This is a genomic window from Pantoea sp. Ae19-2 (genome assembly GCF_059801205.1).
In genome coordinates, this window is sequence record NZ_JBCHWE010000002.1 from 295,660 (window position 1) to 316,596 (window position 20,937).

The following is a 20,937-nucleotide window of genomic DNA, read 5'->3' on the forward strand; positions in this document are numbered from 1 at the left end:
TCGTCCTTTTTCTGTTCAGGAAAATACTCGCCAGAAAAGTCCTTCGGGGCAATTAAAGCGCTACTTACTCCGAAGGTATGCGCCGAAATAACAGAGCGCATTATGTTTTATCCAGCAAAGAGGCGTTGAGAGAATCGATATTAATATTATTCTGCACCGCCGTGGCCCCTGAGGCGGAGGTCACCAGACTTTGCTGCGTGCCATCCCCGTTTGTTAAACCCAGCTTCAGACCGGCTACAGGTGAGTTATCCGATAAGCGCAAGACTTCAGGCGTCACAGCAAAATCCGCGCTTTCCCAGCTCTGCATTGCCTGGCTCAGGCTCTGCCCGCCGAACTTCTGCCACACCGCCGCCCGCTGGATGATTTTGTCCGGGGCCGCGCACTCCACGACGCCATCCGCAATGCGGATATAGCCGCCTCCGCTGGTCAGAATGATTTCCTGCTTCGCGCTGATCACCAGCCTGCCTTCGCTGCTGCTGATGCGGATGTCTTTCAGCGCATCCAGCGTCATCTCATCCCCCTGCGCCTGTATCTCCACCTTCCCTTTGCTGGCAAAGATTTTGATGCCCAGCTTTTGGGCAAACAGACTTATTCTCTCCCCGGCCGCCACGGTGAATCTCTTCAGCGCACTGAAATCAGTATGTTTGCCGCTGGTGCTGATAACATTCTCACCAGCTGACAGCTGCACACTTTTTGGCGTGCTCTGGGCAATGCCCTCCGGGGCGGAGAGTAACAGCGCGGACTGTTTTAAATCGGTAAGCGTCTGCTGCAGCAGCATCTTCTGAGCCTGAATATCAGCCAGTTCGGCTCTGGCTGTTTCAACTGCACCGCTCAGGGCCTCGGCCTGGTTCAGGGCCTGTTGCAGCTGGCTCACCGCCGCCCCCATCTCCAGCACATTCCCCTGCGCCTTCGCCTGCCCGTCCGCCGAGATGAAAAGGCCCTTCTGCGCCCGTATCGCGCCCCAGCTGTCGGTTCTGAGTTCAAAACCTTCCCCGCGCGGCTGCTTTTCGCTGTCAACCAGATGTCCGAGATTCAGCTGGCTCTTGCCGCCGTACTCGGTCGAAACCTTGATATGCTCCCGACCACGGCTGTCATCCAGGCGGATTTTGTTGTTCGCCGGCGTGCGCAGAACGTTGCGTTTGTAGTTGCGGATGGTGACGTGGTCGCCGTGCGCCGAGTCGTGCAGCGCCCCCGCGATGTACGGCCTGTCCGGGTTGCCGTCCTCAAACCCAATCGCCACTTCGGTGCCCGCCAGCAGCGGCAGGTGCAGGCCGTAGGTGTCACCGGCATACGGGCGTGACTGGCGCACCCACAGGCTCTCGAATCCCGTCTCCCAGTTATCGCGGTCGAACAGCATGTTGACGCGGTAGCGGCCGTCTTTATCGATATGCCCGTAGGTATCGTTTTCAGTAGTGCTGGTAACGCGCGCGGGCAACGTGCCTGCCATCACCGGGCGTGAGCCTGGCTCCGAACGAAAACTAAAATCAGTACTGTCCGGTATCCCCTCAAAATGCACACCAAAATCTTCATCACGCCTTGCGTGAGTGTGCATGCGGGTAATAACAACGCCCTGACTGAACACCTCTGCCACTTCGTACCCTCCGGTAACTTTCACTACCCGGCCGGGGGAAAGCGTCGGGCAGCCGGTGACGGCGCGGACCCGCGTCTGGCCGTTCAGGCAGCGCTCGTGCCGGATGCGGGCGTAAAACGCCCCGGACTCCGGTGCCGGGTTGCGGTCGTGGGCGCTGCCCCGGGTCAGGTAGTTATCGGCGAAGTGGTAGGCATCGCCGTAGGTGGTGGTATCGCCCCGGGTCACGTCCACCCGGGCGTTCATGTCTTCCGTGGCCTGGCGGTAGTTGTAGTCGCGGGTGCTGACCTGCTTCTGTACCACGCTGTGGTGGCATTCCATCCCCCAGACCGCCTCCTCACCCTGCGTGTGCTGCCCGGAGGGCGGCACCGACGGCAGCGTCAGGCCTTTCTCGTAACCCTGACGGTCGTCGTAAAACTCCACCACGTCGATGTTCAGGCGCGTGTCGGTGGTGAAGCGGAACCAGATGCCCACCTCGCCCAGCAGGCGGGTGATAAAGTGCAGGTCGTCCTCGCCGTACTGCATCACCTGCTCGCGGCGCGGGTACTCTTTTGACAGCGAGAACAGAAAATCCTGACCGCGCATGTTGTGACGCTCGCGCAGGATTTTTTCCACGATTTGCGGGACGGACATGTCCTGATAAATCGCGTTCTGGTGCGAGCGGTCAAGCAGCGCCAGGCGTGGCCGGAGCGTCAGGGCGTAACGGGTTTCGTCCCTGGAGGTGCTGAGACGTTCAAAGCCGCTCACCACGCCCTGAATCACTCGCACGGCCTGCTGCATCCTGATGCCGTAGCCCTGGTCAACCGGGGCCTGCAGCGTCAGGGAGGCGGCCTTCATCAGCATCATCTCCTTGCTGATGGCATGGTCAGCGCTGGTGAACTCAATGCGGTAGCTGAACGGCGTGCTCAGGGCCTCGTCGCCTTCAAACGCCAGTACATCGAGTTCTGCTTCACATCCCTTAACCGACAACTGGTGATGGTTGTGGCTGAATCTGATCGGGGAATTACTGCTCATGCGTGCACTCCCTGTGTAGGGCCGAACGCCAGCCCGATACCCTCTTCTTCACTCCAGCTAAGGCTTAGCGACTGTGGTTTCTGTTTCGCCGCCATGTGGGTCAGCAACTGCTGACTCAGCACGGGCAGAATTTGTTGATTGAGCAGGCTGTCAACGTTGCGTGCGCCGGTGTCCGGCAGCAGGCAAGCCGCCGTCAGCGCATCGTACAGGCTCTCATCAATATGCGTGGTCAGGCCATAGTGACGATTCAGGCGCTGGCTTACCTGCCCCAGTTTCATCTCCACGATGGTGCGCATCGCCGCTTGCGACAACGGGCGGTAAATTACCGTCTGGAAGCGGGCCAGCAGCGCGGGCTGGAAGTGATCACGTAAGATCGGGCGCAGCAGTTCGTGCAGGTCGCCTTCGGTGGCGTCTGGTTGTTCATCCAACCGCTGCATCAGGTGGTCGCTGCCCAGGTTCGAGGTCATCAGAATAACCGTGTTGCGGAAGTCGATTTCCCGCCCTTCACCGTCGCGCATAAAGCCGCGATCAAACACCTGATAGAACAGGTTCATCACGTCACGGTGCGCTTTTTCCACTTCATCGAGCAGGACCACGCTATAGGGACGCTTGCGCACAGCTTCGGTGAGGATACCGCCCTGGCCGTAGCCGACATAACCCGGTGGCGAGCCTTTCAGTTGCGATACGGTATGTGGCTCCTGGTATTCGGACAGGTTAAGGGTAATCAGCGATTTTTCGCCGCCGTACAGCACTTCAGCCAGCGCCAGCGCGGTTTCGGTTTTACCGACGCCACTCGGGCCGACCAGCAGGAACACGCCCTGTGGGCCATTTTCGGAAGTAAGCCCGGTTTTCGCCGCGCGCAGGCGCTGGGCGATGGCTTTAAGGGAAGGCTGCTGGCCGACGACACGGCGGCCGATTTCGTTTTCCAGAGTCAGCAGTTCCGTCTGTTCGTCTTTCATCAGGGAAGACAACGGCACGCCGGTCCAGTCGGCGATAACATTTGCGATCGTGCGCGTATCCACATCGATCTGAACCAGCGCATCCCCCTGCTGCGCCTGTTCAAGTTGCTGTTGCAGGTCAATAATTTCATCTCGCTGGCCGATGTCCTGCCGGCTGGTCATTAACTGCTGTGCCAGCGCTTTTTCGTGGCTGAAGCGGCTTTCCTGCATCTGAATATGTGCGTCCAGCTCAGCCCGCCGTTGCTCAATAACGCCCAGGCGATCACCATGGCGATGACTGCCGGCGGCGACATCGTCCAGCAGCGCCTGCTCTTCCAGCGCCAGCGCAGTAAGTTGTGCTTTCAGGCGCACAATGGGGTCCGGAACGGTATCAAGACTCATACGTACACGTGCGGCGGCAGTATCCAGCAGATCCACGGCCTTGTCCGGCAACTGGCGGCCTGTTAAATAACGTCGGGAAAGCGTAACGGCAGCCCGCACCGCATCGTCGGTAATGTGCACGCCGTGATGTTCGGCATAGCGGGATTTCAGGCCCCGCAGCATCAGGCAGGCCGTGTCATCGTTGGGCTCGTCCACTTTCACCATCTGGAAGCGACGTTCAAGCGCGGCATCGCGCTCGAAGTACTGCTTATATTCAGACCAGGTCGTGGCGGCAATGGTGCGCAGTTCGCCACGGGCGAGTGCGGGTTTCAGTAGGTTAGCGGCATCGGCACCGCCCGACTGGTTGCCCGCCCCGATAATGGTGTGCGCCTCATCGATAAACAGCAGTATCGGCACTGGCGACTGCTGCACGGCATCAATGACGTTTTTGAGGCGCTGTTCGAACTCGCCTTTCACGCCCGCCCCTGCCTGCAACAGCCCAAGATCAAGCGTGCGCAGAGCAACTGACTTGAGTGAATCCGGTACATTGCCTCCGGCTATACGCAGCGCCAGCCCTTCAACCAGCGCGGTTTTACCCACGCCAGGTTCACCGACCAGGATCGGGTTGTTCTTGCGGCGGCGGGAGAGAATGTCCACCATCTGACGAATTTCAGTATCGCGGCCAAATACCGGATCAATCTTGCCTTCTTTGGCTTTGGCAGTGACATCGAGAGTGAATTTATCCAGTGCGTTCTGCAGGGCCGGGGTCAGCTCGCCCTCTTTCAGCTCTGCACCGACCGAGCGGCCAACAAACTCCACCTCACTGCCATGCTCCTGGGCCAGTTCAACCTCAAACTGCAGCTCCGGGCGTTCGTCGGACTGCGCATCCAGCAGCGGTCGCAAGCGCTCCAGTTGTCCCCGGCCCAGCGTCAGTAGCGGCCACAGACCATCGCAGCGGGCCAGACTCTGTTTTTCAACCAGGGCCATCAACAGGTGGTGACTGCGGATCTGTTCTTCACCGTTGAGCGAAGCAATCAGCCAGGCTTCCTGCATCAACACCTGGATAGGTTCGGAGAGTTGTGGACGGTGGCGCACTGAGCGCGGTTGTCGATCCAGCCAGCCCAGCAAATCCTGCCAGATGCTGTCCATATCCCACTCATAACGTCGCGCCAGTACCGTGAGATCGCCCTCACCCTGCTCTAGCAGTTTCAGCAGCCAGTGCTCCGGCAAAATTTCCGCATGGGTGCGGGTCTGGCAGAGCGAAGCCGCTCCTTCCATCGCACGGGCACAGTAAGGGTTCAGACGTCGCAACAGGATGGCTGGATTTTCCATGAATCTCTCTCTTTGTCGGTTCCTGGACAGGCTACCGCCCCTCGCTGTTTCCCGTGAAGGGGACCAAAGCGCATACGGTCAGGCGGGCAGTTTGTGTTTTTCTTTGCTGAAAGCCCGCTTCATACAGGCACTCAGCAAAAAACTGCGGACAGGAAACCCCGTCCGCATCGGGCTTACGCGGTAGCGCGTTCGTTCCAGGAATCGGAATGGATGATGTTGCCGTCTTTATAGGTCCAGGTGATTTTTTCGTAACGCAGTTCGATGCGCTCAAGGTGGTTGTGCTTCTCAAAAGAAGGATCCTTGATGTCATGCATCACAGGGTTCACCTTCACCACCTTCACGTTTTCCAGTTTGGTGTTGAAATACTCCACTTCCTGACCCGCATCGTTGATTTTGTACCATTTGAATTCCGCAGACTTGAGGGTCTGACCGGTGGTTACCGCCTTGTAGAGATACGGGCTGGACGAATCGATTTCCTTGGTGAACAGGAACGGCGTATGAATACGGGTGCCGGTCAGCTTGCCGGTGTTGTTATCGGTCGGGATGTACAGGTTGTGCTCCTGCGCGACCACTTCGATGCTGCCTTCACGATCCTGAACGTCAACCGAACCCTTGATGTCCGCGCCGCCGTCGTCTTGTAGCCAGAGATAAACAGGAATTGCCATGAAATTACTCTCCATTGTGTTGTGATGCGCCATCATCCTGCGATGACGCCAGGGGGTGGTCCGGTATCTGACAGGCATTCGCCTGAGGTACCAGACTGATTTCGACACGGCGGTTGAGCGCGCGCCCTTCCGGGGTGCCATTGGCAGCGACAGGGCGGCTTTCACCATAGCCCTGCACCGCGAAACAGCTTTCCGGCACGCCGCCGGTATCACGCATCCAGTTACGCACCGCTTCGGCACGCTTCAGAGACAGCGCCTGGTTTAATTGCGGATTGCCGGTGTTATCAGTATGCCCGGATACGATAATCAGCCAGCCTGGCTTCGCTTTGATGCCGACCAGTGAGTTCACCAGCATTTTGGTGGACCCGTCTTTCAGCGCCGATTTGCCAGAATCAAACAGCGACATACTGTCGAGCCGCACGATTGTCGGGACCGGAATGGATGTTGACCGGGGTTCTGCCGGCACGGATGAAGGCACGGAGGGCGGTACATACGAACGGATAGCATCCAGCACCGGCATTCGCAGACGCTCGCCTTGATAAAGACCGAGGCTCATCCGGACCGGTACGCCATTGCGCGCCCAACTATCCAGTTCTGCCGCCTCGTCACGCAGAACGGCAACGGCCGCGGCCTTAGCTTCAAAATCATGCATCGGGATACGGTCATAGCGGGCAATATCGAAGCTCACGCGATGCAACAGCTGGCGATTGTTCCAGCCACTGCTGATCAGGGCTGCAAGGGCTGCAAGGGTGAAAAGAGTGCATGCATAGCCTAAGGTTTTGCCACGGGGCGTCATGCCCTGCCCTTGCGGCAGCAGCGGCAGAATAAAATCCGGGAGTGGGGGGAGAACCGGATCGTCCTTTCCAACCGGTTGCCATCCCGTCACCTGCTGCATTGCGGTGTGACGCGAAAGCCACGCCGACCAGAGCGACGTCGCCAGGCTTCCGGTAAGGATCGGCCCCATTCCCCACAGCACTGCGGCAGGTGCGATGACAGGAACATCGGCGTTCTCATCCGTGAAGACAGGCTGGACATGCTGACAGAACCAGCCTGTCAGGCTGTTCATTAGCACCTGCTGCTGCATCGCCGGTGCTCCTCCGGTGGTGCCCCATTCAGCGATTGACGACGGTGCTGAGGACTCACGCCAGATCCTCACCCCTTCCCCCGCGATAGCCGCCTGCCAGAGCAGTTCATTTGTCATCGCGCTGCCGATCTGACAATTCAGAATCAGCGGCACAGAATGACCGGTTGCTTTACGCAGTTGGCTGATTTGCCAGCGCAGAGCCAGCAGACGACGGGTCAGGGCTTCGCTGTCAGCCTGTTTTTGTGGGCAGATACAGACCATCACCGACAGCTGACCTCCCCAGTCAGGACGCAGCCACAGCACCTGACGGGCAACCTGCTCCGGGTCCTGCTGGTCCTCCACGCGGATCCAGCATCCCTGCGTGACAGTGAATACCGGTGACTGCTGCATACATGCCAGCGGCAGATCGCCACAGACCAGCACCACGGGCTGACGATAAGAGGCTTCTGGCAGATCATCCAGTTGCAGGATGACATTCTGCTCCGCACGACGACTGGCCACAGACCAGAATGCGATGATAAGCCCCAGAACGGTGAGCAGAATGAGCACAGAAACCAGTCGCGATACAGGCAGGAAACCCAGGCAGACCACTGCACTCAGCAGGGCGGCCCACAGCGCAAGTCCGCGCTGTTGTGCGGGGCTCATTTTACGGCTCCCGGCAACAGGGTAAGCAGCGTCCGATCCAGCCAGTGATCCAGTCCCCACCATAGTGCGGCCACCACGACAACGCTCAAGCCAATACGCACAGGCCATGATGCCATCCAGCCGCCCGTGCCCCTTCTGATACGACTTTCCACCACTACCGGATGGGTTTGTGGATAGCTGAACGGCGCAACATGTTCGCTGAGTGCTTTGACGAGTTTCTGACGTTCCGGATCGTCCAGCGCGCGAAAACTGCCGAGGAATCCCAGCATCATGACCCGCTGGAAGCAGGTCACCACTGTATTGTCAGGAGCCGGTTCACGCAGCACATCGCGCATCCGATCGCACAGCGTATCTCCGGCGTCCATTGTGCCGAGGAAGTGCCCCTGCAGGGGAATGTGATACCACTGCACACAGGCGTCATCTTCCACACCACGACCTTTGACCGCCTCATCGAGCAGCGCGCACTGTGCAGTGAGAATATGCTGGCAGCTGGTTTCATCAAGTTCGCTCGCTTTCAGCTCGCGCTGCACTCGCCCGACATCAGCGATGCAGCGCTCCCAAAGCGTGCGCCCTTCGCCATCGTGAAATTCAGGGCCGTGACGCAGGCTGATCACCTGCAGCCAGGTATCCTGCAGCAGGGCATCAATATCAATGGACGCGGCAGCGCCGCGTTTATGCTCACTCATGTTCTCAGTACCGCAAAGAGTTCAAGTTCAGGCTCACCGAGCATGCCAGGGACGTAAAACATACAGGTGCCGCCCTGAAGCATTTCGGTGGCAAGGGGATGAGAGACATCCAGGCTGAAATACTGGTTTTCCAGACGCAGCGGAATGGCTGCCGGCACATGGCGCAGTGGCGTCAGAGGTACGCCCACCCGCGATGAATTGACGATACTTCTGACATGATCGGGACTGCCGACCTTGCACTGATGCGGGAACTGTTCCTGCAGTTGTGCCGCCGGCATCGGGGATCGCACAGAGAGATAGTAATCTGCGCCTTCGCGCAGACGTGGGTCATGCAAACGCGCCTGCCAGACATGAAGTCGGGCATCATTTTCGAGCTCAATCGCCACCACCCGCGATGGCAGACTGGCTTCCAGCAGGTCGCTGAGTAAATCAAACAGCGGCGGGAAGACGTTATTTAGTTGCATAAACTGCCAGACAGGAATCGCACTCACCTGGTGTTCGAGTGAGAAGGTCAGCAAGCTGCCCGCAAGCCGCGCAAGTTCCGGATACAGACGCTCCGGCGGGCTTTGCGGGTGACGCTGAAACTGCCCCAGCACAGGCTCAGCGCTGTTCAGGGCATTAAGCAGCCAGAACAAGGACACATCGGCCACGGCAAAATCAGCCATACGTTCGTTACTTTCACGGCGCATGGCCATCAGACGACTCAGACGGGCACGTAGTTGCGTCATCAACTGTTCCAACTGACTCACCAACCAGCGGCTGCCCTGGATGGATAAAAGCGGAGGAAGAAACGTCTCATCAAGTTGCCATGAACCCTGCGAATCCTGCTGCAGGCGGGCAACCGGGCAGGTCAGATAATCGCTGTTGTCCTGATGGGCAAACCGCAGCGTCAGCTCTGGCTGCATCACCGCAATCTGGCGGATATCGTCGCCAAAAGTATTGCGTACATCGCGCCAGCGCTGGCGATAACGAACCGGACGCTCGGCCACCTCATAAGGTTTAAGGCAGTTGCCACCATTCGCCCGCAGCAGCGGAAGCGCCAGAACCACCACCATGTCCTGTGACTCACTTTCAAGCGCCAGCACCGGCGGAAGATCGTCAGCATTATCCGTATCGATTAGCGTTCCGTCAGGGAAACGAATGTGCAGATGGCGGGCCTGCAGGCGGCCCAGTTTCAGCGTTTCCGGTTCAAAAGCGACATTTATCACGCCCCAGGGCTGTGATAACCCCATCCTGGCGATACTTTCGGCAGACCAGGCCGCATACGCGACCTGTTGCTGGAAGTGTTGAGGAGAGACCATTACGCCCCTGCCCCATAACGGTTGTTCCGTTTTCATCGGCTTCCTGCCTTAGCTTATGATTTCGCCTTGGGCATCTGAGAAACCAGTGACAGGTTGACGTCCATGCCCTCTACCTGGAAGTGCGGGATCGCGTACAGTTTCACCCGGAAAAAACCCGGGTTATCCTCAATATCTTCCACTGTCACTTTCGCGTCACGCAGTGGGTGAGAAGCCTGTAGCTCATCACCCGGATCGCTCATTTCCGTTACCAGACTGCGCACCCAGGTGTTCAACTCCAGCTCCAGTAGACGACGGTCTTTCGTCGTACCGATGTTTTCGCGCTGAATAAGCTTCAGATAGTGCGCAATGCGCGACAGCAGGAAAATGTATGGCAGACGGGCATTGATACGGCTGTTAGCCGTTGCATCCGCTGTATCATAGAGTGCCGGTTTCTGGGTCGAGTTCGCCGAGAAGAAGCACGCATAGTCACGATTGCGGTAATAGGACAAAGGAATGAATCCCAGATTGGCAAATTCAAATTCGCGGGTTTCAGGGATCATCACCTCACTCGGGATCTTCACCTGATTGCCAGTACCCAGATCGTACAGATGGATTGGCAGGTCCTGAACGGCACCACCGGCCTGCGGGCCACGAATTTGCACGCACCAGCCGTTATTGATGAAGCTGCGCACCATATTGGAGGCAAAAGCAAACGAGGCGTTGGTCCACAGGTATTTGTCATGATCCGGGCCTTTCACTTCTTCCACGTAATTGAAGCTACGAACAGGCACGGTGTCCGGACCATAGGGTAAGCGGCCGAGTACGCGCGGCATGACCAGACCGATATAGCGGGAATCGTCTGTTTCGCGAAAGGATTTCCACTTGATGTATTCCGCGCGATCAAAGTAATTACCAATATCCTTGATGGCCGCCACTTCCTCCATGGAGTCCTTGAGGAAGAACGTCGGGCCGGCAGAGCCGATAAACGGCATATGCGCAGCGGCAGACACTTTCGAAATGTTGCGCAGTAGAGCGACATCCTGCGCAGACGCATTAAATTCGTAAGCGGAAATCAGCGCGGCAATCGGCTCGCCACCCGGCGTATCGTATTCATCAATATAGGTATGTTTATACAGCCCGCTCTGGATAATTTCGGAGCTGTCTTCGAAGTCCTGACGCAGGTCTTCTTTAGACATATCCAGCAGTTCAATTTTGACGTTCTGACGAAAATCGGTTTTGTCGACAAGGGATTTCACGCCGCGCCACAGGCTTTCTACTGCCTGAAAGTCCTCGTGATGCATAACGGCATCAAGCTGACGACTAATCTGGTCATCCAGCGCCGCGATGTGATGGTCAATCAGATGCTTATCGAGTTTTTCAACTTTTGAGCCTGATTTTGTCAGGCATTCGATAAACACCTGCATGCCGGCAGTTAATCGTTCATCGGCAGTCGCATCCGACATCGCCTGTGCATCCTGCCAGATATCCAGCGCACTCAGCTCAGAAACCGGGTTCAGATTAATTTTTTCAAACAGGGACGCATAAACTCCACCTGCGGCAGGACGTTCAAGCACCACATTCTCGCCGCCAGCGGCATTCTCATTTTTTACAGACATCAACATCTTCCTTATTAATCCGTTAAAAGGTCGTGACCGTTATGGCTGTTTAGGCGCCAGCGCAGACAGCTCAGATCGGAGCTCTGCACTTAAGGCCGGATCGAGCAGAATTTTTTCCAGCTCTTTTCGAAAAGCCTGGTTATCCAGTAAATTTGCCTTTAAATCACGCAGCAAATTGCGCATGGAAAGCATGGCCTTCAGCTGGGGTATTTGGCGGGAAACCTGCTCTGGAGAAAAATCCTGCATGCTCTGGAATGACAGGCTGATGTTTTCTTCGCTGTCGTCACCGGCAAGCGTATTTTTAACGGTCAGGTTTAATTTTGGGGAATATTCAGAAAGCACAGCGTCAAAATTATTTTTGTTCAGATTAACTTTTTTACGTTCAGGCAGGGGTGCAGACTCCTGACCATTACTGAAGTCGCCCGCCACAAGTAATTTCAGAGGGAGCTCCGTTTTCTTGCTTGCGCCCCCCGTATGCAGATCCAGTTTTAAATTAATACGTGCCTTTGGCACTTCACTCTGAAAACTATCCGTCATTTCATCATCCCTCGATTTATTGCTGCACACACTTTTGAGACCAAAATTATATACACGCCAAATTGGAATAATGATCGAAACAAGATCAAATTTACCGATCTTTAATCCTAAAAAATAATTTTATTAAGAATTTTCTACTGATTAATAATATCGAACAATCGTAGCCCACCAGAGGATTTGTCTACCGCTAATACAATGAACAAACGTTAATATCGCAGTCATAAGAACGTACAGGGAATCGGGAATATAACGATCTCGAATTGACTCAAATCATTGCTCGGGAAGCGGGAATACCCATAGCCTTTTAAGGCTGGCATTGGAGAGAGGAAGAAGATAAAAATGGCGCATCGGATAAGCGGAGAGTCATGACCTTATTTCACGTGAGGAACACGCTAATTGTCACAGGAAAGACTTCCCGGGTTTACGTGCCCCAGGCGAGTCTGTCATCAACGTTCAAAGCGATAAGTCATCCTATAACATCGGGCACAATTACAGGCTGAAACCGGGGCCTAACTGAATATTCCATCATCAGCCAGCATCGTTAGCCAGAAACACAGGCGTCTTTAGCCACGTATAAAAAGAGCCTCCCTTTTGCTCTTTCCGTCCATTTTATAGCGCCACGTGGTTTAAAAAGCCGGAGCGTCGTGGGTTGTCATATTCCAAAATGAATCACCAGAATGTGGGTAAATAACGCGCGAGCATGAGTCAGGAAGAAACGCGCGCAAAAAATGCCCATATTCACGTGAAGGAGAGTACGTGCAATGTCGCTTCAGAGCCTGTTTTGTGCCGCAGAGACGCGATAATCGGCTAAGGTGACGCTGGCCTGTGGGAGAAGCATGAAGAGAACGCCGATAGCGCGGGGAGCCCTCACCAGATTTTTTCAGGATTCTGTAAGGCGTTCCCAGCGCAGCCAGCACTGCGCCGAGTCTGAATGTCACCGCTGGCCGTCAGCGTAAACAACCCTGTCTTTATCAGGTGCGATCTTATCCGCCCTCCGGATAACCCGTTTCAAGAATGATTGCCGTCCGACCTCAGGCCAGATTCCCGGCGTTAATATCAGTGCAGTTTCGCCCTGCTCCACTCACTCAGGCCCGATCGGGCGTTGCATTGGCCTCCGCCTCACTTTGTTGCTGCTTTGCCAGAGTCCGGGCGAGAAGCGTTGAATACAACGGCGTTCCGCCGAAATATTGCGCAGACAGGGTAGCCCCAAGACAGGTAATAATCATTGGCAGAATAAGCTGATAATTATTCGTCATCTCCAGCACCAGAATAATGCCGGTCAAGGGTGCGCGTACCGAGGCCGCAAATAACGCTCCCATGCCCGCAACGGCAAAAGTTGCCGCTTCAAGATGATACGCCGGAAACATCGCAACACAGAGTTGACCGACGCTGATGCCGAGTAATGTGCCGAGCGTCAGCATCGGCGCGAAAATACCGCCTGGCGCCCCGGATGCGAAACACAGCAAGGTGGTCAGCGCGCGAAGAAAAAACAGGGAGAGTAAAGCGGCGGAGGTATATGTACCGGCTGAAAAGTCGGGAATTAACGTAATACCGCCAGTGACGGCCTGAGGCAGTACCAGCCCCAGCAGACCGCATAATCCGCCCAACACTGCACCGCCCAGCACCCAACGCGAGGTTTGGCCCTTGTGAAGAGTCTGAAACAGATCCTGCAGCGTGAATATCAGACGATTAAAGGCCACACCGCAGCCACCAAATAGAATCCCTAACAGCAAATATAACCACAGGGTTTGTATCGGCGCATCTTTCAGTTGCCCGATGTTAATGATGGGTTCGTTACCGTTCAGCGCGCGAAAAACAATGCTTGAGGTAATGACCCCAACAAACACGGCTTTGATAGAAATAAGGCTAAAGCGAAACTGCAGGCGCATTTCTTCAATGATGAACAGAATGCCTGCCAGCGGGGCATTAAAGGCGGCGGCCAGGCCTGAAGCAGCACCGGTAGCCAGAATAGTATGACGGGATTCAGAAGACCGCATGCGGAAGATATCCAGACACATGCGTCCAATGTTGCCGCCAATTTGAACTGTCGGCCCTTCTCGCCCAAGCACCATGCCCGAGCCCAGCGCGCCCAGCCCCCCAACGAACTTCACCGGTAAAACTCGCCACCAGCGTACGGGCCTTAACTCCTCCAGCGCACCTTCTATTTCAGGAATGCCCGATCCACCCGCTTCAGGCGCAAATTGCCTGACAAGAAAATAGCCTGACGCTGCCAGCCCTGCGGAAAAAATAAAGGCAAATAAGCCCATTAACAAGGCATTGTTTTCAAACTGGCTCAGCCAGTGGAGGCGGGAATGTATGACCCAGCTTACCGCTCTGTCGAATGCCACCGCCGTCAGGCCTGTTAATACGCCTACCAGCGCGGCAAGCAGTAATAAGGCAACCGGCGTTTTATCTCGCCGAATAAGATATTGTAACAACCGTAGCCGACGGGGGCGAAAAAGACCGGGTCGGTTTGAGACAAAAGCGCGCATGCCTGACCTCAAAATTAGCGTGCTGAACAGCACCAACAATGCAAATTAAATCCAGAGGTTATCGCATCCCCGCCATAATTCCTCGCTTTTATTTATCTCCGAATTTTACTAAATCAGCAACCTGCTGCTGCATAAGGGATGATGTAGGGTAATCATCACGCCTGATAAAATTTCAGGCCTCCTCTGACAATTTTATCTGCAAGCCATTGATTTGCAGCCTGAGGACGCTCATCATCCTGCGCCATCAACGATCTTTCTGGAGACGCGTGTGTGACCACTCTCAGTAATTCACTGCTTGAAGCCGTTCTTGAGCAGGTCCGTCCGTTAGTTCATCAGGGCAAAGTCGCTAATTACATTCCGGCGCTGGCTGACGTCGCGGCCGACCATCTGGGTATAGCGGTCTGTTTACGTGATGGCACAGTTTTTCAGGCAGGCGATGCTGAAACTCGTTTTTCGATCCAGTCCATTTCGAAAGTGCTCTCACTCACCGTCGCGCTGACGCGTTATGAGGATGCGGAGATATGGCGGCGAGTGGGTAAAGAACCCTCCGGTCAGCCTTTTAATTCGCTGGTTCAGCTTGAACTGGAGCAGGGAAAACCCCGTAATCCCTTTATTAACGCCGGGGCGCTGGTGATCTGCGATTTGCTTGAAACCCGACTGACAGCACCGCGTCAGCGTATGCTGGAAATAATCCGTCAGCTCAGTCAGCAATCGGATATTCAGTACGATCGTCACGTCGCCCGTTCTGAATACGAACACTCTGCCCGCAACGCGGCTATCGCCTGGCTGATGAAGTCATTTGGTAATTTTGACAACGACGTCACCAGCGTTATGCAGACTTATTTTCACTACTGCTCATTGTCCATGAACTGTATTGAACTGGCTCGCAGTTTTATTTATCTGGCTAATCAGGGAAAAACCCTGGATGGCGCGTCCCTGATTTCGTCCCGCCAGGCGCGGCAGATCAATGCGCTAATGATTACCAGCGGTATGTACGACGGGGCTGGCGAATTTGCCTGGCGGGTGGGCATGCCCGCCAAATCCGGGGTTGGCGGCGGTATCATTGCCGTCATTCCTGGTGAAATGAGCATCGCGGTCTGGTCACCCGGATTGGATAGCGCGGGCAATTCGTTAGCCGGCACCGCCGCGCTGGAGTGCCTGACTGACAAACTCGGCCGTTCGATATTCTGATTCAGCTCACGACATTCACGGGCCGGTTTTGCTCAAATCCCGCCAGGTTCACCATGAGTCCCTGAAGCAGATTGTGCATGCCGCTGTTACTCGCCCAGGCAATGTGCGGTGTCAGGAGAAGATTGGGGATATCGGGCTGGAGTAGAGGGTGATCCCGCGCAGGGGGTTCACTGCTGAGAACGTCCAGCGCTGCACCGGCAAGGGTGCCATTCCGCAGGGCATCTGCCAGTTGCGCCTCGTGAATTAAGCCGCCCCGCGCGGTGTTAATCAGTAACGCCTGGGGTTTCATCTTTTCCAGCGTCTCGCGATCGATCAGATGACGGGTTTGCTCGCTAAGAGGGCAGTGCAGTGAAATGATATCGCTGGAGGCCAGCATCGCATCAAAGCTGACATAGCCGTCACGGATCCTGCTGCTGTCTTTGCGTTCGGCATAAAGCACACGCATTCCCAAGGCCTGTGCCAGCCTGCCGACTGCGCTGCCGATGTCGCCCTTTCCAACAATACCCAGCGTTGCGCCAGCAATATCCTGAATCGGCGCCCGGTGCAGGCAAAAATGAGAGGATTCAGGCCAGGAGTGACGCGTGCTGTTGGCGTATTCCACGATCTGGCGCCGCAAGGCAAAAATAAAGGCTATCACGCCTTCCGAAACACTTTGCGTTGAGTAACCCGGAATGTTGCTCACCACAATGCCATGTTCTTTGCAGGCTGCAATATCAATGCAGTCATAGCCCGTTGCCGTGACACAGATGTATCGCAGGTCGGGGAGCTGTGCCAGCGTCGCCGCACGTAAGGGCACCTTGTTGGTGATGGCAATGGTCGCCCCCTTTAGCGCTGTAACGATCTCGTCTTCGGCCGTGTCCGTTCGAAATTGCCAGTCACTACACCAGGCGGGCTGAGTCGGTGGCACGGGCAATGTGTCGCCATCGAGTGTTACGATTTTCATTAGATCTCCTTTATTACGATATCACCGACAAATAATGTTATTCAAATGTACGGCATGAGTAACGATAAAGTTAATTTCAAAGCCAATTTGAGTGAAGGTGTTCAAAAGGTGCGACTTTCGATGGCTTAAATGCCATTTTTTTTAACCCTTTTATCTCCGTCGCGTTACACTGCCGCCCTGAAATTGTGAATAACTATCCTATTCTGATGATGAAATCCACCCGCTGTAAACAACAACGACTGAGCGCCTGTATTGCGATACTGGCTGTAATGCTGTTGTTTATTGCACCTGTGGTATCAAAAAATCTTGCTGAACGCCATGATGCGATGACGATGTCAGGCATGAGTGCGGATATGCCGATGATGGATCATCACAGCGATATGGCGATGACCGATCACAGTATGATGAACGACGGCCTCGCCTGCGGTTATTGCGATCTGCTGGTTCATGTTCCGTTAATGTTGTGGGTATTTATTCCCTTCATCTGGTTGATCTGCCTGACCTGTCGCGCTCCTCCGCCCCGGCACATTGCGCGCCTGGCGTTACCGCGCCTGAACGGTATTTATCGACCCCGCGCACCACCGTTGCCCCGGTTGTTTATTTCCTCGATGTGATCTTTTCTTCTTACGCCATGGCGCAGGAGGAAAAGCCCGGTATTCTGAAAATATGGAATCGCTATGACTTTTTCACGGGAAAATAATCTTCCTCAACGCGGGGCGATGTTGAATGTTCTTCGTCGTTTACATTTTTATATTGGCCTGTTTATTGCGCCCTTTATTTTTGTTGCTGCATTAACCGGCACGCTGTATGTCATTACGCCGCAGTTAGAGAACCTGATTTATAAAGATGCACTCACCACCAACGCCCAGGGCACTGCAAAGCCGCTTTCCGATCAAATTAGTGCGGCCAGGCGTTATGCCGGTAATGCCCGGATTTATGCCGTAAGGCCCGCTCCGGGCGAACACGACACGACGCGTGTGCAGTTTTCAGAGCCGCAGTCAGGCCCTTCAGAATCACGTTCTGTTTTTATCGACCCTTATACGCTCGCTGTAAAAGGAGACATGACGGTTTATGGCACCAGCGGCGTATTACCTCTTCGCATGTGGCTCGATCAGGTTCATCGCGGTCTGCTGCTGGGCGATGTTGGCCGTAATTACAGCGAACTGGCGGCGTCATGGTTATGGGTTGCGGCACTGGGTGGCATTCTGCTGTGGCTGGGTACGCGTCCGCGGCGCAAAGTCAGACAGCCGCGTTCTGGCTTTTTATTAACGCGTTCCTGGCATATTACGCTCGGCTTAGTCCTGTCCCTTGGTCTGGTCTTTTTCTCGGTAACGGGATTAACCTGGTCTCAGTGGGCAGGTAGTAATATTGATAAAATGCGCAGCGATTTTGGCTGGTTGACGCCTCAGGTCAGAACAGCGCTAAATGGCGATGCACCGGTGGTGGCTGCCGATCCTCATGCCGAACATCATGCCACGATGGACGGTATGGCAATGGGCGGCACCCTGCCCGGCATGCCGGGTCATAAGACCGACAAACCCGTTATCCTTAATCAGCCTGATGCTGACTGGGACAGGGTTGAGGCGGCCGCACGTAGCGCAGGTATCAAGGCGGCAAAAATTGAATTACGCCAGCCGAAAAGTGCCGGTCAGGCATGGACAGTGAGTGAGATCGATCGCCGCTGGCCAAGTCAGGTCGATTCGGTTTCCGTTAATCCTGATGACTTCAGCATTGTCGATCACGTGGAGTTTGCCCATTTTCCGCTGGTCGCGAAGCTGACACGCTGGGGCGTAGATGCACATATGGGCGTGCTGTTTGGCCTACCGAACCAACTCATCCTGGCGCTGTTTGGTACGGGGTTATGTGCGATGATCGTTCTGGGTTATCGCATGTGGTGGATTCGCCGCCCGGCATTACCGCAGGCCAATCCCGCGCAAACGCTGCTGGCAGCATGGCAGGTCTTACCGCGCTATCAGCAGGGGGCCAGCCTGATCCTGGCTCTCGCATTCGGTTATGCGCTGCCGTTGATGGGCGTGAGTTTACTGGCCTTCTTACTGCTTGATATCCAGCGCTGGCGGAAAGCACAGCGTGCTTCACGTCAGGAGGTTGTCACGCCGCTGGATAAGCAGTCTCCATTGGCGATTGTTCAATCCCGATTTGCCGTTAAGCGTAAAGAGATGCGTTATTTCCTGCGCAGCGTGGTCATTCTGGCAATTATTGTGGGAACCGTTATGGCACGCGCCATGGTGAGTGGCGTAATTGAGCAATACAATATTCCGTTCAGCGACTGGACGATAATGATGTATATCACTCAGGCCATGATGATTCTGCTTTATACCACCGTATTTACCGGCTTAATGTCGATTCCACTCTGGTATTTTTTCCTGGGTGAAAGTGACGAGCAGGGCAAGTAATAAAAATGCCCGCATTATGCGGGCGTTTGATGAATCAGAATGCATGCTAAGCCGTGTCTTTAATCATGATGGATATCGTGAACGCGTTGCAACGCGTGTTTTAACTGGCTGACATCCTCTTTTAACCAGTGCCGTTGCGTCAGAGGCAGATGATCCAGTCCTTCGGGAAGCGGCACACCATCTAACGCCCCCTCATTACAAAGCGCCCTGACCAGGGTTGCCTGCGAAACCCCTAGATAGGCTGCCATTTCAGATAATGTCATACGATCTGAGTGCATTTTTCACCTCCTGATCTTCACTTGCTGATGCATTTTTGTTCAGCCCTCCCCCGGCTATATTGATCTCAAACAGGATTGGGCATAAAACAGTTGAAAGTGAATAAAGTTGCTAAGCTGGTAACTCAGATCCTAAAAACAGGGATAAGACTGTGCAACGTTATGGATTGATGGCGCTTTTGCTCGTTTCCTGCTGGGCCAGCGCGCATAACATCGTCATCGGGCAGCCCCTTCCGTCGGTTTTTATTGCGGATAAAGGTGAAATGCGGCTGGATGGCGGCAAGGTTAACTATCAAAAATGGAACAGCCTTTCTCTTCCGGGTCGGACACGTTTAGTTATTCATGTTGCAGGACGATTGTCGGCCAAAGAGCAGTCCGCCCCGCTTATTGCGGCCCTGCAGCGCGCCAACATGCCACAAGACGGGTTCCAGACCACAACCATCGTGAATACAGATGATGCTTTGCCTGGCAGCAGTCTGTTTGTGATTAACAGTATCCGCTCCAGTAAAAAAGCCTCACCATGGCAACAATTTATTATCGACAGTAGCGGCGTGGCACAACATCGCTGGCAGCTTAAGCCAGAAGGTGCCGCTGTCATCGTGCTGGACCCTGATGGTCAGGTAAAGTTTGCGAAAGACACGGCGCTCAGTGCGGATGATGTTTCTCAGGTCATTGCAACATTACGTGCGCTGACAGGCTGATCCTGGCAACCCGGTAAAGGTACCGCACGGTCTGCCAATCCGACGGAGGTTTATGAATTTTCCACCTTTTCCACAAGCTCAACTAGTATTAACGATGTGGATTTAGCAAAAAAAACCTGTAACCCTAAATGTAAAATAACGGGTAAGCCTGCCAACCATGTTATGGCAGATTAAGCGTCTTTTTGAAGGGCACCGCATCTTTCGCGTTGCCGTAAATGTATCCGTTTATAAGGACAGCCCGAATGACGGTCTGCGCAAAAAAACACGTTCATCTCACTCGCGATGCTGCGGAGCAGTTACTGGCTGATATTGATCGACGCCTTGATCAGTTATTGCCCGTGGAGGGAGAACGGGATGTTGTGGGTGCCGCGATGCGTGAAGGTGCGCTGGCACCGGGAAAACGTATTCGCCCCATGTTGCTGTTGCTGACCGCCCGCGATCTGGGTTGCGCTGTCAGCCATGACGGATTACTGGATTTGGCCTGTGCGGTGGAAATGGTCCACGCGGCTTCGCTGATCCTTGACGATATGCCCTGCATGGACGATGCGAAGCTGCGGCGCGGACGCCCCACCATTCATTCTCATTACGGAGAGCATGTGGCAATACTGGCGGCGGTTGCCTTGCTGAGTAAAGCCTTTGGCGTAATTGCCGATGCAGATGGCCTCACGCCGCTGGCAAAAAATCGGGCGGTTTCTGAACTGTCAAACGCCATCGGCATGCAAGGATTGGTTCAGGGTCAGTTCAAGGACCTGTCTGAAGGGGATAAGCCGCGCAGCGCTGAAGCTATTTTGATGACGAATCACTTTAAAACCAGCACGCTGTTTTGTGCCTCCATGCAGATGGCCTCGATTGTTGCGAATGCCTCCAGCGAAGCGCGTGATTGCCTGCATCGTTTTTCACTTGATCTTGGTCAGGCATTTCAACTGCTGGACGATTTGACCGATGGCATGACCGACACCGGTAAGGATAGCAATCAGGACGCCGGTAAATCGACGCTGGTCAATCTGTTAGGCCCGAGGGCGGTTGAAGAACGTTTGAGACAACATCTTCATCTTGCCAGTGAGCATCTCTCTGCGGCCTGCCAACACGGGCACGCCACTCAACATTTTATTCAGGCCTGGTTTGACAAAAAACTCGCTGCCGTCAGTTAAGGAT

The 20,937-nt window shown here is 54.9% G+C and carries 16 protein-coding genes; 5 read left to right on the forward strand and 11 right to left on the reverse strand.

Annotated features, from left to right (window positions below):
- Positions 1-100: 100 nt before the first annotated feature.
- The 9 genes from AAIE03_RS21930 to clcA all read right to left on the reverse strand — a co-directional run bounded on the left by AAIE03_RS21930 (position 101) and on the right by clcA (position 14,270).
- Positions 101-2,602 carry a type VI secretion system Vgr family protein gene (locus AAIE03_RS21930; RefSeq protein ID WP_498563207.1) on the reverse strand — a complete coding sequence of 834 codons (2,502 nt, stop codon included), beginning with the start codon at positions 2,600-2,602 and terminating at the stop codon, positions 101-103.
- The gene (gene tssH / locus AAIE03_RS21935) at positions 2,599-5,253 is read right to left on the reverse strand and encodes a type VI secretion system ATPase TssH (RefSeq protein ID WP_498563208.1); all 2,655 of its coding nucleotides are present in this window, start codon (positions 5,251-5,253) and stop codon (positions 2,599-2,601) included. The genes AAIE03_RS21930 and tssH overlap by 4 nt, the downstream gene beginning before the upstream one ends.
- A gap of 173 nt (positions 5,254-5,426) precedes the next feature.
- Entirely contained in the window at positions 5,427-5,918 is a 492-nt protein-coding gene (hcp, locus tag AAIE03_RS21940) for a type VI secretion system effector Hcp (RefSeq protein WP_014598243.1), read from the reverse strand.
- 4 nt (positions 5,919-5,922) lie between these two features.
- Complete coding sequence (locus tag AAIE03_RS21945) at positions 5,923-7,647, reverse strand: OmpA family protein (RefSeq protein ID WP_498563209.1); 1,725 nt, start codon at positions 7,645-7,647, stop codon at positions 5,923-5,925.
- A complete protein-coding gene (tssL, locus tag AAIE03_RS21950) occupies positions 7,644-8,333 on the reverse strand; it encodes a type VI secretion system protein TssL, short form (RefSeq protein WP_210448527.1) in 690 nt (229 codons plus the stop codon). The genes AAIE03_RS21945 and tssL overlap by 4 nt, the downstream gene beginning before the upstream one ends.
- On the reverse strand, positions 8,330-9,670 hold the full coding sequence (gene tssK, locus AAIE03_RS21955) for a type VI secretion system baseplate subunit TssK (RefSeq protein WP_498563210.1): 1,341 nt from the start codon (positions 9,668-9,670) through the stop codon (positions 8,330-8,332). Before tssK ends, tssL begins: the two co-directional genes overlap by 4 nt.
- Before the next feature lie 17 nt (positions 9,671-9,687).
- A complete protein-coding gene (gene tssC, locus AAIE03_RS21960) occupies positions 9,688-11,235 on the reverse strand; it encodes a type VI secretion system contractile sheath large subunit (protein WP_498563211.1) in 1,548 nt (515 codons plus the stop codon).
- 33 nt (positions 11,236-11,268) lie between these two features.
- Positions 11,269-11,766, reverse strand: coding sequence for a type VI secretion system contractile sheath small subunit (gene tssB / locus AAIE03_RS21965; protein ID WP_041457910.1), 498 nt, complete (start codon positions 11,764-11,766; stop codon positions 11,269-11,271).
- 1,085 nt (positions 11,767-12,851) lie between these two features.
- A complete protein-coding gene (gene clcA, locus AAIE03_RS21970) occupies positions 12,852-14,270 on the reverse strand; it encodes a H(+)/Cl(-) exchange transporter ClcA (protein ID WP_498563212.1) in 1,419 nt (472 codons plus the stop codon).
- A gap of 258 nt (positions 14,271-14,528) precedes the next feature.
- Between clcA and glsB the strand changes: the two genes are divergently transcribed.
- On the forward strand, positions 14,529-15,449 hold the full coding sequence (gene glsB, locus AAIE03_RS21975; protein ID WP_014598235.1) for a glutaminase B: 921 nt from the start codon (positions 14,529-14,531) through the stop codon (positions 15,447-15,449).
- 1 nt (position 15,450) lies between these two features.
- Here the strand turns inward: glsB and AAIE03_RS21980 are convergent, their stop codons facing one another.
- Positions 15,451-16,392, reverse strand: a complete 942-nt coding sequence (locus tag AAIE03_RS21980; RefSeq protein WP_194761688.1) for a D-2-hydroxyacid dehydrogenase — start codon at positions 16,390-16,392, stop codon at positions 15,451-15,453.
- A 185-nt stretch (positions 16,393-16,577) separates the two neighbouring features.
- Between AAIE03_RS21980 and AAIE03_RS21985 the strand changes: the two genes are divergently transcribed.
- Together AAIE03_RS21985 and AAIE03_RS21990 are read left to right on the forward strand one after the other, a co-directional pair.
- A complete protein-coding gene (locus AAIE03_RS21985; RefSeq protein WP_498563213.1) occupies positions 16,578-17,006 on the forward strand; it encodes a DUF2946 domain-containing protein in 429 nt (142 codons plus the stop codon).
- Positions 17,007-17,069: 63 nt separating this feature from the next.
- Positions 17,070-18,806, forward strand: coding sequence for a DUF2534 family protein (locus AAIE03_RS21990; RefSeq protein WP_072404695.1), 1,737 nt, complete (start codon positions 17,070-17,072; stop codon positions 18,804-18,806).
- Between the two features lie 59 nt (positions 18,807-18,865).
- Here the strand turns inward: AAIE03_RS21990 and AAIE03_RS21995 are convergent, their stop codons facing one another.
- Complete coding sequence (locus AAIE03_RS21995) at positions 18,866-19,084, reverse strand: helix-turn-helix domain-containing protein (RefSeq protein ID WP_019105895.1); 219 nt, start codon at positions 19,082-19,084, stop codon at positions 18,866-18,868.
- Between the two features lie 167 nt (positions 19,085-19,251).
- On the opposite strand from AAIE03_RS21995, the gene AAIE03_RS22000 reads away from it, so the two are divergent.
- Together AAIE03_RS22000 and AAIE03_RS22005 are read left to right on the forward strand one after the other, a co-directional pair.
- Entirely contained in the window at positions 19,252-19,782 is a 531-nt protein-coding gene (locus AAIE03_RS22000) for a YtfJ family protein (protein ID WP_031283843.1), read from the forward strand.
- 242 nt (positions 19,783-20,024) lie between these two features.
- Complete coding sequence (locus AAIE03_RS22005) at positions 20,025-20,933, forward strand: polyprenyl synthetase family protein (protein WP_014333254.1); 909 nt, start codon at positions 20,025-20,027, stop codon at positions 20,931-20,933.
- Positions 20,934-20,937: the final 4 nt, after the last annotated feature.

Bases quoted from the DNA above. Each gene is read 5' to 3' on its own strand.
- AAIE03_RS21995 (WP_019105895.1), bottom strand. From the start codon at position 19,084: ATGCACTCAGATCGTATGACATTATCTGAAATGGCAGCCTATCTAGGG.
- tssH (WP_498563208.1), bottom strand. From the start codon at position 5,253: ATGGAAAATCCAGCCATCCTGTTGCGACGTCTGAACCCTTACTGTGCC.
- tssL (WP_210448527.1), bottom strand. From the start codon at position 8,333: ATGAGTGAGCATAAACGCGGCGCTGCCGCGTCCATTGATATTGATGCC.
- hcp (WP_014598243.1), bottom strand. From the start codon at position 5,918: ATGGCAATTCCTGTTTATCTCTGGCTACAAGACGACGGCGGCGCGGAC.
- tssK (WP_498563210.1), bottom strand. From the start codon at position 9,670: ATGAAAACGGAACAACCGTTATGGGGCAGGGGCGTAATGGTCTCTCCT.
- AAIE03_RS21945 (WP_498563209.1), bottom strand. From the start codon at position 7,647: ATGAGCCCCGCACAACAGCGCGGACTTGCGCTGTGGGCCGCCCTGCTG.
- AAIE03_RS22005 (WP_014333254.1), top strand. From the start codon at position 20,025: ATGACGGTCTGCGCAAAAAAACACGTTCATCTCACTCGCGATGCTGCG.
- AAIE03_RS22000 (WP_031283843.1), top strand. From the start codon at position 19,252: ATGGCGCTTTTGCTCGTTTCCTGCTGGGCCAGCGCGCATAACATCGTC.
- AAIE03_RS21930 (WP_498563207.1), bottom strand. From the start codon at position 2,602: ATGAGCAGTAATTCCCCGATCAGATTCAGCCACAACCATCACCAGTTG.
- AAIE03_RS21980 (WP_194761688.1), bottom strand. From the start codon at position 16,392: ATGAAAATCGTAACACTCGATGGCGACACATTGCCCGTGCCACCGACT.
- AAIE03_RS21990 (WP_072404695.1), top strand. From the start codon at position 17,070: ATGACTTTTTCACGGGAAAATAATCTTCCTCAACGCGGGGCGATGTTG.
- tssB (WP_041457910.1), bottom strand. From the start codon at position 11,766: ATGACGGATAGTTTTCAGAGTGAAGTGCCAAAGGCACGTATTAATTTA.
- tssC (WP_498563211.1), bottom strand. From the start codon at position 11,235: ATGTTGATGTCTGTAAAAAATGAGAATGCCGCTGGCGGCGAGAATGTG.